Source organism: Pseudoalteromonas sp. NS-SX12 (assembly GCF_057367955.1).
The window spans coordinates 903,191-917,543 of the sequence record NZ_CM170634.1 but is presented as its reverse complement, the minus strand read 5'-3'; the positions used below and the strand labels follow the sequence as shown (position 1 = coordinate 917,543).

Sequence of the window (14,353 nt, the reverse complement as noted above, 5' to 3'; positions counted from 1 at the left end):
GTTTATTTATAGGCTTTTGGAAGGTGCATAAACAGGCTTTAAACCGTGATTTTTATGCAAAATTTAAGGTATTTTTAGACTATTAGTTAATATTAATGAAATGTATATCGAAAATTAATATAACGTTAATTAATTTTCTCTAAAATACCGTCAAGTTCATCAAGAGAGGTATACGAAATAACCAGTTTACCTTTTCCTTTCTGATTGTAGTTAATTTCAACTTTAGCCCCTAAGTTTTGAGCAAGTTGCTGTTCTAACTGCAATACATCTGGATCTTTTTCTTTAGGCTGTGCTTCTGGTTTTGGTTCAAGCACTGAACGCACTAGTTTTTCCGTTTCACGCACGGTAAGCCCTTTTGCAACTACGATACGCGCTGTGGCTGACTGGTCTTCACCATCAAGTGCTAATAAACAGCGGGCATGACCCATTTCAATGTCGCCGTGCTCGAGTAAACGTTTAACATCTTCATTGAGATTATTTAAACGCAGCAAATTAGTTACGGTTGTACGTGATTTACCAACAGCATCAGCAACTTGTTGATGTGTCAGTTCAAATTCGTTCAATAAACGGTCAAGAGCAACCGCTTCTTCCATCGCATTTAAGTCTTCACGTTGAATATTTTCAATTAATGCAATGGCAACAGCCGCTTCGTCAGGCACTTCTTTGATTAAACAAGGAACAACTTCTAATTTAGCAAGTTGCGCCGCACGCCAGCGACGTTCACCGGCAATAATCTCGTAGCTATTATGTGCAATTGGACGCACCACAATTGGCTGAATCACCCCTTGTGCGCGGATTGAAGAGGCCAGCTCTTCAAGTGCCTCTTCTGACATGTCTTTACGCGGCTGATATTTTCCTGGATGTAAGAATTCAATCGGAAGTTTTTGTAGCTCACTTGGCGGCGTCGCTTTTGCAGATTCATTAACACCGTCAGTTTGCGCGACTGATTGATCTTGAACATCTTGCGCTTTTGGTTTTGCAGATGTTAACAGGGCATCCAAGCCGCGCCCTAAACCACGTTTTTTAGGAGACATTCATATTCCTCAGAAATTAAGCAACGGCCTGACTTTTTTTCTCTTTACGACGCAGCATTTCGCCGGCTAATGCAAGATATGCTTTAGCACCACTTGATGCGCGATCGTAGTACATTGCAGGCGCACCAAAACTTGGCGCTTCAGCTAAGCGTACATTACGAGGGATTACCGTGCGGTATACTTTTTCACCAAAATGTTGTTTTAATTGGTCAGACACGTCATTTGCTAGACGATTACGCGGATCGTACATGGTTCGCAAGATGCCTTCAATTTCTAATTTTGGATTTACTAATTTAGCAAGCTGCGTAATGGTATCCATCAGCGCAGTTAAACCTTCTAATGCAAAATACTCGCATTGCATCGGCACAAGTACCGAGTCTGCTGCGGCCATTGCATTTACCGTTAACATGTTTAACGAAGGAGGGCAGTCAATAAAGATAAACTCGTACTGGTCGGCTATTTTTTCAAGCGCGTTGCGCAAGCGAATTTCTCGCGCATACATCTCCATAAGCTTCACTTCAGCAGCAGTTACGTCGCCGTTTGCTGCGATTAAGTGATATTCGCCAGAGGTTTCTTTAATAACAACTTCATCGAAAGGTTTTTCTTCAACAAGCAGATCGTAAGTAGTGGCAATTTCATCGTATTTGTCGACGCCGCTACCCATAGTCGCATTACCTTGTGGATCGAGGTCGATTAACAGCACTTTACGCTTAGTAGCAGCCATTGACGCTGCTAAATTTACCGCAGTGGTGGTTTTGCCAACCCCACCTTTTTGGTTTGCAATTGCAATGATTCTAGCCACGGTGTCCCCTAACAAATTAGTTCTTTTTTAGAATTATTAAATGCCTTTCGGCATCCAGCTCAGGCACTGTTAATACTACTTTATCTTGGTATTCAATCGAGGCCGGTAATTGGTCAATTTCTTGTTCAGGAAATTGCCCTTTTAGCGCAATAAAACGACCAGAGTGATCCACTAAGTGCTGACACCAGTCTACCATATCTTGCAAAGATGCAAAGGCACGACTTAAAACGCCATCAAATGGTTGTTCTGGTTGATATTCTTCAACGCGAGATTGCACCGGAGTAATATTTTTAAGCTTTAAATTTAGCTTAACTTGATTTAAAAAACGAATGCGTTTGCCAAGGCTATCTAATAACACAAATTGTTTATCAGGATGAGCAATTGCTAATACTACACCAGGTAAGCCAGGGCCCGTACCAACATCAATATAGTGATTGCCGTCTAAATGCGGTGCCACAACCAGTGAATCAAGAATGTGTTTAACCACCATTTCTTGTGGATCACGAACAGAAGTTAAGTTGTAAGCTTTATTCCACTTATCAAGCATTTCAACATAACTAACCAGTTGCAGTTTTTGCGTTTCAGATAATGAAATGGATGTTTTTGCCAATAAGGCATCTAATTTATTGCGAATCACGTAATGAACCCAGAAAGCAGCAAATCAGCACTAAGCTGATTTGCGTAATAAACCTTGTTTTTTTAAGTACACTAATAATAGCGAAATTGCCGCAGGTGTTATACCTGAAATTCGTGATGCTTGGCCGATAGTGGTTGGACGTACATCAGTTAACTTGGCAACAACCTCATTTGATAAACCCGATACCTTGCTGTAATCAAAATCAGCTGGCAATAAGGTATTTTCATGGCGCAATTGCTTATCAATTTCGTCTTGCTGACGTGCAATATAACCTGCGTACTTAATTTGAATCTCAACTTGTTCGTGAGCTTGTGCATTATTTGTTTCAGGTGCTAAGCCGTCAATCGCAACCAGATCGTTGTAATTTACTTCAGGGCGCTTAACCAGATCAGCAAGACTTGCTTCACGCGTTAATGGCATTTTCAGTAAGGCATTAACATTTTCAAGTGCCGGGTGATCTTTATGGATCCACGTATCTTTTAAGCGTTGAGACTCAAGCTCCATCACTTCGATCTTTTCGTTGAATGCCTGCCAACGAGCATCGTCAACTAAACCAAGTTCACGGCCTTTCGCTGTTAAGCGTAGATCGGCATTGTCTTCACGTAATAATAAACGGTATTCAGCACGGCTTGTGAACATGCGGTACGGTTCTTTTGTACCAAGCGTTGCTAAGTCATCAATCAGTACACCTGTGTATGCTTCATCACGGCGTGGTGTCCAAGCATCTTTGCCTTGTACTTGTAACGCAGCATTCATACCTGCAATTAAGCCCTGAGCACCTGCTTCTTCATAACCAGTAGTACCGTTAATTTGACCAGCAAAGAATAAGCCGCTGATAAACTTAGTTTCTAAAGACTGCTTTAAATCACGTGGATCGAAGAAATCATATTCAATTGCATAACCTGGGCGGCAAATATGGGCATTTTCAAAGCCTTTAATCGATCTTACGATCTGCATTTGCACATCAAACGGTAAACTTGTCGAAATGCCATTTGGATATAATTCATGTGTAGTAAGGCCTTCAGGCTCAACAAAGATCTGGTGCTTGTCTTTGTCTGCAAAACGCATGATCTTATCCTCAATCGATGGGCAATAACGTGGGCCGATGCCTTCAATTACACCAGCATACATTGGTGAACGATCAAGATTATTGCGAATAACGTCATGCGTTTTTTCATTAGTGTAAGTGATATAGCACGGGATCTGCGTTGGGTGATCCGATTGTTTACCCATAAATGAGAATACAGGTGTTGGCGTATCACCTGGTTGAGGCTGCATTACTGAAAAATCAACAGTACGTGCATCAATACGTGGCGGCGTACCTGTTTTTAAACGATCAACACGGAATGGCAATTCACGTAAGCGTTTAGCAAGGGCAATTGAGGGTGGATCACCTGCACGACCACCGCTAAAGTTTTCCATACCAATGTGAATTGTACCACCTAAGAAAGTGCCAACAGTTAAAACCACGCTTGGCGCTTCAAATTTAAGCCCCATTTGTGTCACAACACCTTTTACGGTATCGCCATCAACGATGAGATCATCGCACGATTGTTGGAAAATGGTGAGGTTTTCTTGGTTTTGCAAGGTTTGCTGAATTGCTTCTTTGTAAAGCTTTCTGTCAGCTTGTGCTCGTGTAGCACGTACCGCTGGGCCTTTAGAAGAATTAAGCGTTCTAAATTGAATGCCACCTTTATCGATCGCTTGTGCCATAGCGCCACCAAGTGCATCGATTTCTTTAACCAAATGGCCTTTACCGATCCCACCGATCGCAGGATTACATGACATTTGACCTAAAGTATCAATATTATGAGTCAACAGTAATGTTTTCATTCCCATGCGTGAAGAAGCGAGTGCTGCTTCTGTACCAGCATGTCCACCACCAACAACAATAACGTCAAATTGTTCATGAAATAGCATGTAAAGGATCCTGCGTAATATCCGAGTTAGATTTTGAAAGGATGCGTATTCTACCTAGAAATTCTAAGAAGTGAAACGATTAAATAATGAACACGATCTAAAGAACTGATCTAATATAAAATAAATGATCTTTAGAAAGATCTTGTTATTTCTATTATATAGTAGCCCTGTTTCTGTTGATAACTCTAACTAAAACTTTACTTTCAGTAAGTTAAGTTAGATCAATTGGTGTTGATATGATCGGATCAAGTACTTTAAAAGCACTGATCAACTTGCCTAGTTATCAACATCTCGATCAAGTGAAAATTCTATCCAATGCATAATCATCTATAAATACAAGGTTAGATCAAGGGTTATCCACATTTCGATCTAAATATATTAAAAATTGTGAATAACCTTTTTATATGATCAATTGCCTAGTGCGGTGATTATAACTTGGCTAACAACTGTGGAAGCCAGGCCAGTGCAATATCTTCAGGTAATTCTTCCGATTGGGCGTCAACTTCTAAGCGATCAACAAGCTTTACAGCGCCTTTACTAGCAAGGTGTTGATCTAGGTCTTTCGCTGCCTGATTAAACTGATCATAGCTAGAATCGCCTAAACCTATCACCGCATATGTTAGATGTGTAAGTTGTTCTACTTCAGCTAAATCAGACGCAAAGCTTTGAATGTTATCTGGTAACTCACCAGCACCATGGGTTGAAGTGCATATTAACCAAGCATTATCTTTGATCTCTGAAAGCACAGGATGCTCGTGCACAGTGGCATGAATGTCATGTTCTACTAACGCCTCTTGGATCTGTTCAGCGACATATTCCGCCGAACCCATTTGGCTACCAACAATAATGCTTAGATTTTTCATGATGAGTTGATCAGGTATTTTTCTCGATCTTAAGGTATAAATAGCTTGGTTAAAAGATCTTATTCACAGTGGATAGAAATAGTTTGTTTGTTTAATCAGCGTATTTTTTTAGGTTATTGTTATTTAATGTTTTTTATTATTTAGAATGTTTTGATAAATTTGCGATCAATCTGTGTAAAACTCGTTGCTAACCTCTTTATTACTCTTTAGTAAAGGCTATATAAATTCATTTAGCATTGATTAAAACATCAAGTTTAATCACGTTGTGGATAGATCTATCCAATGCAGCGCGAGATCGGCTTTTTTATTAGATCTAACTAATTGGTTTTAAGATCCAAATATTCTAAAAAATGTCGATCTTTTAGCATGGCTATACGGAGTTTGATCTGTTTTTTCGATCGCTTTGTGACAAAATGGCAATATGTAATATCTATATTGGTGGTATGTAGTGATTGATTTTTATCGGATCAAAGAAGGTGAGTTTGTTCGTTTGGTTGAAACTGGCTCTATGACAGATTTTATAGCGCAAGAATCAAACCTGGAGGCCAATAAGTATCACTTATTTGCGATTAATACGCAAACAGGAAAGGGCTATACCATTCGTCAGGCAAGAGTAGATGAGCTAAGATCATGGCGCTTAGATCGCCTTGCATTATTATTAAAAAAGCTAGGTCAAAGTAGTTTTCAAGTACGGAATAATAAGTAAAGTATGGGTCATTTTAAATCCAGCGCAGCAAAGCCATTGGTTATGAGGCCTTATGAAAACTATAACTTACGGCCTGGTTTAAGTTTTCATTTTGGTGCACAACATGAGCAACATGATTGCACCTGGTTTGCATCGATTGATGCTGGATTGCGATTGTTTATTGTATTAGAAGGGCGTTTGTCGCTACATTTTGGTCCTCATCATCTAGAACTTGATAATCGAGATAACGCTAAAGTGTGTGCTGCGGCTGTTTACCTAAATCAAGCAGATCAATTTACACGGAATTCTCATTTAAACTGTTACACCAAGCGTATAACTATTGGTTTTAGTGCCGCATGGCTTGATCATTCAGGGTTGGCATTAAACGACTATTTACCGCATTTAGCTCATTGTCATTGGCCGTTATCCGATCATGCTATTGCCATAGTGAATCAAATGATCGACCCACCAGCGATTAGCGCGGATCTAACGGGGCTTTATTTAGAAAGTCGCGCTATTGAGCTGCTATTAGAAGGCTTATCTTACTTGAAGCGTAATAATCATAATGAAGCGATGCATCGTACTCTTTCAAGTGATAGCTACCTTAAAATGCAACAAGTAAAGCGCTGGGTATTTGAAAACTTAGCAACACCACTTACTAACGATCTTATCGCAGCGCAATTTCATTTATCTAAAACAACCTTGCAAAGACATTTTAAGTTAGCCTTTGGCGTTACAATTTCAGACTTTGTTGTGCAGGCTAAACTCGAAATGGCCTATGAAATGCTTAAAAATGGGCAAGGAAATGTGAGTAAAGCCTCTGAAGTTGCAGGTTATTCAACACCTAATAGCTTTTCAACAGCGTTTAAACGTTATTTTGGTGTTTCACCTAAATCGGTTAAAAAGAAAGTATAAGTTGGCACACTTACGAATGTTTTTGCCATTTAAAAGAATGTTGTAAGCAGAATTATTTGTAAAAATATGAGAATAATTATCATTTAAAATAATGCTATGTTTCTCAGTCGTTGTGTACGTTTATTCCGTTATCTTTTTATTGGTTCTCTAGTCTTTGGTCAGTTTTGTAATATTGTATTTGCAGCTGAATTTCCTCGCTATTTTGTTAATGCGGATGGCTCAACAACTGAGATAGTTGCAAAGCCAAAACGTATTTTATCCACTTCGGTTACTGTTACCGGCACTTTATTAGCGATGGATGCACCAGTGATTGCGAGTGCTCAAACTGCAACGGCCAATTTCTTTGTGCAATGGCAAAATGTTGCTCAAGCAAAGAAAGTAGCGCCACTTTGGCCCGCAGGACAAGTTGACTTAGAAGCCGCATTTTTACAGCAACCCGACCTAATTATTGTATCAGTAAATGGCGCTGACTCAGCGCTCGCTCATATTGATGAACTTAAAATGATTGCGCCAGTAATAACGGTAGATTATGGCGTGCTTACTTGGCAACAATTGGCGCAGCAATTAGCACAAGGGTTAGGAGTAGAATCTCAAACCTATGCTGTAATACAGCAGTTTGAACGTGTATTAACTCAAGCAAAGAATGAAATAACGATCCCATCAGGGCAGGCCAATATCATTAGCTACAACGGGCCGGGTATTACCAATCCCATTGCGACGGTAAAAAGTGCACACGGTCAGCTTTTAGCATCTCTTGGTTTTAAACTGGAAGAGCCTAATGCACATTGGCACTCAGGAACAAAAGCCACAGGTGATTTTGTTCGCGCAGAGTATGAAAAATTGAGTCAATTAAAGGGTGATACCACCTTTTTACTACGAGTCGATTCTTCCGCGGTACCACGAGTATTGAATGATCCCGTGTTACAAAACCTCAATTCAATTAAAAACAAACAAGTATATGCATTAGGCGCGAACTCTTTTCGCATCGACTATTACAGTGCACTTGAAGTTATACAGCAAATTAAACGCGACTTTGCGACTAAACCTCTCTGATTAAAAAACGGTTATGAAAATTAAGTTATCAGTTGTTTGGCTGATGCCAGCCTTGTTGCTTGTTGTGATCAGCTTATGTGTTGGCAATCAGACCGTTACGATCGCAAATATGGTGAATACCTTGTTAGCCTTTGATGCATCAAATACCGATCATTTATTGGTTTTCCACTTGCGTATTCCACGCACTTTCCTGGCATTAACGGTAGGGGCAGGACTTGCGGTTGCCGGATTATTCATTCAGGTACTTACGCGTAATCCATTAGCAGAACCTGGATTACTAGGCATAAATGCTGGTGCCAGTTTAGCGGTTGCACTGGTTATTGCGGTGTTACAAAGTCACTCAATTTTTATTCGTTACATTGCGGCAATGCTAGGTGCAGGCGTGGCGTCATACCTAGTGTATATATTTGCCATCAGGCAGCAAACCAATGGCGATAAACTTAAATTGATTTTGGCTGGTGTTGCACTCACAGCGATGTTTTTTTCAGTAACACAAATCATCACTGTAAATAGCGATTTATCTGTTTTTGATCAGTATCGTCATTGGGTAGTTGGTTCGTTAGCTGGGCGTGGTTACAGCACCTTAGTGCTTACTTTAATACTCACGTTAGTCTGTTTAGTAATTGCGTTTCGCATTGCAAAAGACATTGATATGTTGATGTTGGGTAACGAAACAGCTGTTGCCAATGGTGTTGACGTTAAACAAACCGTGTTAGCAACTTTTGCAGTGATTGTATTACTTAGCGGCTCTGCAACGGCAGCCGCTGGCCCCTTGTCATTTATTGGCTTATGTGCGCCTCATATAGCGCGATATTTTGTCGGCAACAATATTAATAAACTGCTTTTGGTAACAATAATACTGGGAGCATTGTTAACGTTGCTCGCCGATATTCTTGGACGTGTGCTTGTTTACCCTGCTGAAGTAAGCGTGGGTATTATGTTATCGCTAATTGGTGGCCCATTCTTCGTTTTATTGGTGCGCAATCGCACTTTGGCTAAGCTATGACAGCGATTAATAAAGAGCTTACTTTTAAGTTAGCAAACATGTCTTGGCTAATTGTGCCACGCGATTGGCTATTGTGTTTTGGGTTAATCGTTTTGTTATGTTGCGCCATGCTGCTGCATTTGATGCAAGGCAAAATGACACTTGATTTTGCAACTCTTTTGCAGGTGCTGTTGAATCAATCTAATTCTCCTTTTGTTGAGAAAATAGTGTTCGATATTCGCTTACCCCGCGCTTTAACAGCATGTTTCGCCGGCGGCGCACTCGCTATTTCGGGCGCTATTTTTCAATCGTTATCAAAAAATCCGCTTGGCTCACCTGATATTATTGGGTTCACCACTGGGGCCGCGACTGGCGCGATTACTCACTTTGTTTTCTTTGAACATAACTTACTTGGTATTGCTCTGTTTTCTGTTTTGGGTGGGTTGAGCGTTGCGTTATTGGTTTTTCTATTGGCAAAAAAAGATCATGGTTTTGATCGCAATCAGTTGGTGTTAATTGGTATTGGTGTTGGTGCAACATTAAGCGCAATTAATGGTTTGTTATTGGTTAAAGGGAATTTAGACAATACCGCTCATGCAAATATTTGGTTAGCTGGCTCACTCTCTGCACGTACTTGGTTTCACGCCTTAATGCCGATGTTCGCGGTGTTTATATTACTTCCGATTGCGGTGTATTTTTCCCGTGCAGCAAGCTTGATTGAAATGGGCATGCAAACCGCTCATTGTTTGGGTGTAAACGTACGTGTTACCAATAACTGTTTATTGCTGATCGCGATTATTTTAGCTGCGCTAGCGACTGGCTCTGTCGGGCCAATTGCATTTATTGCCTTAGCTTCTGCTCATATTGCAAAACGTCTGTTGCTTGCTAAACGCACGCTACCCATTTTTACCAGTGCACTGATTGGTGCTTTGTTACTTGTGTTATCCGATTTAATTGGCTTATTGCTAGCGGATTTTTATGTTTTACCTGTTGGTCGGGTTGTTGGTGTATTTGGTGGGGTGTACTTACTGATGTTGCTAACGCGCAAACAGCATTAATTAAGAGAAGTGTTAGCGAGATGATCGATTTTAACTTAGCAGATAAATTTGTAGCGGCTAACTTGTCGTTTAACTACGGCAATACACCTATTATTAAAAACTTAAATATCACCATTCCCGCCAGCAAAGTTACTATGATTGTTGGCCCAAATGGGTGTGGTAAGTCGACATTACTTAACTTACTGGCAAATGTAACCACACCGCATAACGGCATGGTGATTTTTGAAGAAGAAAACTTGGCGCAATTAAAGCCTAAAACACGGGCGAAGCGACTTGCTTTTTTACCACAAAACCCGCATTCGCCCGCAGGGATAACAATTAAAGAGCTTGTATCACGGGGGCGTTATGCCTATCAAAACTGGTTTCAGAACAACAGTGAGCAAGACCAATTAGCTATTACTCATGCGCTGCGGCAAACCGATTTACTCGATATTGCTGATAAACAGCTCAATAGTGTTTCTGGTGGTCAGCGCCAGCGTGCATGGATTGCAATGGTATTAGCGCAATCTGCGGCGACTATTTTGATGGATGAGCCTACCTCTTTTCTTGATATTTCACATCAGCTAGATGTGTTAGCGCTGTGCCAAACCCTTAATCATATGCATAAGCACACCATAGTAATGGTGCTGCACGATTTAAATCAGGCTGCGCGCTTTGCTGAGCATTTAATTGTGATGAAAGCCGGAAAAATAGTTGTAACTGGGTCGCCAACAGACGTTATTACAAGCGAGCTGTTGCAAGACGTATTCGGCATTAAAGCTCATGTGCATTTTGATAAAACTACACAATCCCCTTTGATCGTGCCGTTACACAGTACATCAAAACTTAGTATGGAGTTGGGAAATGACTAATAAATCAATGATCATCGGGCTGTCATTGGCGCCTACTTGGGTTTCTGGTTCAAGTTGGCGGCAATCCGATTCACAAATCGAAGCCTTTTACGATATCGACTATTACATTGATTTAGCAAAGCGTGCAGAAGCACTCAAACTCGATTTTGTGTTTCGACCAGATTCGTTATTTGTTGATTATGCTGAGCTAGAAAACTCACCGGGATTTAGTGGCCTTGATCCGACGTTATTATTAACCGCGGTTGCGACTCATACGCAGCGCATTGGTCTGATAACGACCGCTTCCACTACATTTAATCAGCCATTTCATGTTGCTCGTCAACTACAGTCTTTAAATTGGATCAGCAAAGGGCGCATCGCGTGGAATATTGTTACTGCATTGGATGGTCAGCAAAACTTTGGTCTTGAGGTGATGCCACCAGCAGACGAAAAGTATACACAAGCGGCAGAATTCACAGAAATTGTAAAATCATTATGGCAAAGCTTTCCCAATCATTCACTGTGTTTCAATCGTGATACAGGCCAGTACGCGAACAGTAGGCAAATTCAGCCGATAAACCACAATGGTAATTACTTTAAGGTGGCGGGACCGCTTTCAATACCTGCATTTAAAGATGAAACCTTGCCTATTGTACAAGCGGGCGCATCGGATACAGGTAAAGAATTTGCTGCAACAGTGGCTCATGCCATATTCGCTGCAACACCAAATAAACAAGTCGCTATTTCGCTCAGGAATGAGCTAAGGCAAAGAGCGAACAAGCTTGGACGTGATGAGTCAGATATTCGTGTGCTATCGGGAGTAAGTTTGTTTTTAGCAGAATCTGAGGCTCAGGCTAAACAGCTTTATAGCGAGACACAATCAAGTAAAAGCTTAAGTAAACGTATTGGTTTTATTAAGCAAGCAACAGGAATTGATGTATCGACACTGGCGAGCGATGCCGTGATAAGTGCAGCAATGTTACAGCCAGTATCAGTTGCACCTCGCAGTCGTACACATGCACAGTTGTTACGTAACAAAATAGAGCAGCAACCGATCACGGTAGATGAACTGCTTAAATCGCCTGAAGTGGCTGCATCATCTCATTGGCAAATTATCGGTACCGTATCACAAGCAGCAGACGAAATAGCGGATTGGTTTAATGATGGCGCGATAGATGGCGTTATTTTATTACCCGGAGGCGCTACCAGTTCGTTAAATTTAGCGCTCGATAAATTGGTACCAGAGCTTATTAATCGAGGTGTCTTTCATAACAGTTATGACAGCGACACTTTTTTATCTCATCTACGTGCAAAATAATTAAGGAGTAGTAATGCAGTTGGAAGACGTTGTAAGTAATGGTGAGCGGGTATTTCTTGACGTGCTTTTTCGCGATGTTTTTGTAGAGGATATTCAGCATATTGGTGAGCAATTTATACGAATTGTATTTAGTGGAGAATCACTAAATAATTTTGTGTCACCTAACTTTGATGATCATGTAAAGCTTGTTTTTGACGAGATTAACGGTGAAACCATTATGCGAAATTACACGCCGCGTTATTTCTCTCATATTACTAACCGGTTAACCATAGATTTTGAAAAGCATTCTGGCGGTGTTGCAAGTAATTGGGCTTGCAATACAAAGTTGGGAGATAGCTTAATTGTTGCTGGACCCAGATCATCGATTACCACCGATAACAGCTACGCGCATCAAATATTGATTGGTGATAATACAGCGTTGCCCGCTATTGCAAGGCGAATAGAAGAGTCTGCTAGCATTGTTAAAACACATGTTTATTTGCTTAATGGCAGCACCGAGTACTTAAACAACCATTTAACTGCAAAAGTTGATGTGTTTAACTTTGATTTAATACATAAGTTAGTAATCGCATTGCAAGCACAGCAAACCATGATGCGAGACGGGCTTATGTGGGTTGCAGGTGAGGGAAGCATGATTAAAATTGTGCGTAAATGTATTAAGCAAAGTGCTCAATTTAATAAGTACGATCAGCGTTTTAGTGTTTATTGGCAAAAAGGTGAAGTGGCAGCGCACCAAGAGCTTAGTTAGAACAATATAAAGGCCAGCAATTGCTGGCCTTTTAACATTTTGACGCTATTTATTTACCAATACAGAACGAGCTGAAGATTTTGCCAAGCAAGTCATCTGAGGTAAATTCACCGGTGATCTCGTTGAGATATTGTTGGGTTAAACGCAGCTCTTCTGCCAATATTTCACCGGCAATATGCATTTCTAACTGATCTTTGCCTGTTGCTAGGTGATACGCTGCACTTTCTAATGCATCAAGGTGACGGCGGCGTGCCATAAAGCTGCCTTCAGTAGCGCCTTGGAAACCCATGATTTGTTTAAGGTGTGATTTAACCAGTTCAACGCCTTCGCCACTGTTAGCGCTCACGCTCAGCACTGGCGTGTTAGCAGAGTCATCAATTTTGATGTTTTCACCGGATAGATCGGCTTTATTTCGAATAACGCTAATGCCCATACCTTGTGGTAATTTCTCAGCAAATTCAGGCCAAATTTTTGCAGGATCGGTTTCGTTTGTTTCGGTGCTATCAACCATAAACAATACGCGATCGGCTTGATTAATTTCTTGCCAAGCGCGCTCAATACCAATTTGTTCAACTACATCTGGGCTTTCACGCAGACCTGCAGTGTCGATAATATGCAGTGGCATACCGTCAATATCGATGTGTTCACGTAGTACGTCACGGGTAGTACCGGCAATATCTGTAACAATGGCTGCTTCACGGCCAGCAAGGGCATTAAGCAGGCTTGATTTACCAGCGTTAGGGCGGCCAGCAATTACTACGCGCATACCTTCACGCATAATCGCACCTTGTTTGGCTTGTGCGGTTACGTTATCAAGTTGTTCAATAATCGCATTTAGATCGTTCGCTACTTTACCATCAGATAAAAAGTCGATTTCTTCATCGGGAAAATCAATGGCAGCTTCAACATACATACGCAGGTGAATAACTTGTTCTACTAGCGTGTCGATATGTTTAGAAAATTGACCTTGAAGCGAGTGTAGGGCACTTTTAGCTGCTTGCTCTGAGTTTGCATTAATTAAATCAGCAATCGCCTCAGCTTGGGTTAAATCCATCTTGTCGTTTAAAAATGCACGCTCACTGAATTCACCGGGTTTAGCTAAACGCACACCGTCAATTTGCGTGATTTCGCGCAGCAGCATATCAATAATTACTGGGCCACCATGACCTTGAAGCTCAAGTACGTCTTCACCAGTAAAAGAATTAGGGCCTTTAAAGTACAGCGCAATACCTTGATCGAGTTGTTCGCCTTGCAAGGTATTAAATGATAGATAATCGGCATAGCGAGGTTTTGGGCATTTGCCTAAGACTTTTTCGGCAACCTGTTGTGATAATTTGCCAGAAACGCGAATAATGCCTACACCGCCTTTGCCGGGCGCCGTTGCTTGAGCAACGATGGTATCTTGATTGAACATAGAGATGAGTTGATAGCTTTAGTTATTTATATTGTAACTGGCACGCATAAAAAAGGCGACACACTGTGTCGCCTTTCATTTATTTAGTTCG

The 14,353-nt window shown here is 41.0% G+C and carries 14 protein-coding genes; 8 read left to right on the top strand and 6 right to left on the bottom strand.

The features are described 5' to 3' along the window. Window positions 1-125: 125 nt before the first annotated feature. From AC2IOM_RS04395 to AC2IOM_RS04375, 5 genes are all read right to left on the bottom strand, one after another. The gene (locus AC2IOM_RS04395) at window positions 126-1,034 is read right to left on the bottom strand and encodes a ParB/RepB/Spo0J family partition protein (RefSeq protein WP_486359224.1); all 909 of its coding nucleotides are present in this window, start codon (window positions 1,032-1,034) and stop codon (window positions 126-128) included. A 16-nt stretch (window positions 1,035-1,050) separates the two neighbouring features. Further along, window positions 1,051-1,836, bottom strand: a complete 786-nt coding sequence (locus tag AC2IOM_RS04390) for a ParA family protein (RefSeq protein ID WP_010561326.1) — start codon at window positions 1,834-1,836, stop codon at window positions 1,051-1,053. Between the two features lie 16 nt (window positions 1,837-1,852). Continuing rightward, entirely contained in the window at window positions 1,853-2,473 is a 621-nt protein-coding gene (gene rsmG / locus AC2IOM_RS04385) for a 16S rRNA (guanine(527)-N(7))-methyltransferase RsmG (protein ID WP_486359223.1), read from the bottom strand. Window positions 2,474-2,503: 30 nt separating this feature from the next. After that, entirely contained in the window at window positions 2,504-4,393 is a 1,890-nt protein-coding gene (gene mnmG, locus AC2IOM_RS04380; RefSeq protein WP_486359222.1) for a tRNA uridine-5-carboxymethylaminomethyl(34) synthesis enzyme MnmG, read from the bottom strand. A 428-nt stretch (window positions 4,394-4,821) separates the two neighbouring features. Beyond that, complete coding sequence (locus AC2IOM_RS04375) at window positions 4,822-5,256, bottom strand: flavodoxin domain-containing protein (RefSeq protein WP_105173034.1); 435 nt, start codon at window positions 5,254-5,256, stop codon at window positions 4,822-4,824. Between the two features lie 448 nt (window positions 5,257-5,704). Here AC2IOM_RS04375 and AC2IOM_RS04370 point away from each other — a divergent pair, with 448 nt between their 5' ends. The 8 genes from AC2IOM_RS04370 (at window position 5,705) to AC2IOM_RS04335 (ending at window position 12,848) form a co-directional block, all read left to right on the top strand. Next, on the top strand, window positions 5,705-5,962 hold the full coding sequence (locus AC2IOM_RS04370; RefSeq protein ID WP_100914457.1) for a hypothetical protein: 258 nt from the start codon (window positions 5,705-5,707) through the stop codon (window positions 5,960-5,962). Between the two features lie 3 nt (window positions 5,963-5,965). Then, on the top strand, window positions 5,966-6,856 hold the full coding sequence (locus tag AC2IOM_RS04365; RefSeq protein ID WP_486359221.1) for a helix-turn-helix transcriptional regulator: 891 nt from the start codon (window positions 5,966-5,968) through the stop codon (window positions 6,854-6,856). Window positions 6,857-6,952: 96 nt separating this feature from the next. Then, the gene (gene fepB / locus AC2IOM_RS04360; RefSeq protein WP_486359220.1) at window positions 6,953-7,909 is read left to right on the top strand and encodes a Fe2+-enterobactin ABC transporter substrate-binding protein; all 957 of its coding nucleotides are present in this window, start codon (window positions 6,953-6,955) and stop codon (window positions 7,907-7,909) included. 13 nt (window positions 7,910-7,922) lie between these two features. After that, window positions 7,923-8,915: a FecCD family ABC transporter permease gene (locus AC2IOM_RS04355; protein ID WP_486359219.1), complete on the top strand. Its 993-nt coding sequence runs from the start codon at window positions 7,923-7,925 to the stop codon at window positions 8,913-8,915. Beyond that, window positions 8,912-9,952: a FecCD family ABC transporter permease gene (locus AC2IOM_RS04350; RefSeq protein ID WP_486359218.1), complete on the top strand. Its 1,041-nt coding sequence runs from the start codon at window positions 8,912-8,914 to the stop codon at window positions 9,950-9,952. The genes AC2IOM_RS04355 and AC2IOM_RS04350 overlap by 4 nt, the downstream gene beginning before the upstream one ends. A 20-nt stretch (window positions 9,953-9,972) precedes the next feature. Then, on the top strand, window positions 9,973-10,803 hold the full coding sequence (locus tag AC2IOM_RS04345) for an ABC transporter ATP-binding protein (RefSeq protein WP_486359217.1): 831 nt from the start codon (window positions 9,973-9,975) through the stop codon (window positions 10,801-10,803). Continuing rightward, window positions 10,796-12,100, top strand: coding sequence for an NtaA/DmoA family FMN-dependent monooxygenase (locus tag AC2IOM_RS04340; protein WP_486359216.1), 1,305 nt, complete (start codon window positions 10,796-10,798; stop codon window positions 12,098-12,100). Before AC2IOM_RS04345 ends, AC2IOM_RS04340 begins: the two co-directional genes overlap by 8 nt. A gap of 13 nt (window positions 12,101-12,113) precedes the next feature. Next, on the top strand, window positions 12,114-12,848 hold the full coding sequence (locus AC2IOM_RS04335; RefSeq protein WP_486359215.1) for a siderophore-interacting protein: 735 nt from the start codon (window positions 12,114-12,116) through the stop codon (window positions 12,846-12,848). A 49-nt stretch (window positions 12,849-12,897) separates the two neighbouring features. Here the strand turns inward: AC2IOM_RS04335 and mnmE are convergent, their stop codons facing one another. Continuing rightward, window positions 12,898-14,262, bottom strand: coding sequence for a tRNA uridine-5-carboxymethylaminomethyl(34) synthesis GTPase MnmE (mnmE, locus tag AC2IOM_RS04330; RefSeq protein WP_010561314.1), 1,365 nt, complete (start codon window positions 14,260-14,262; stop codon window positions 12,898-12,900). Window positions 14,263-14,353: the final 91 nt, after the last annotated feature.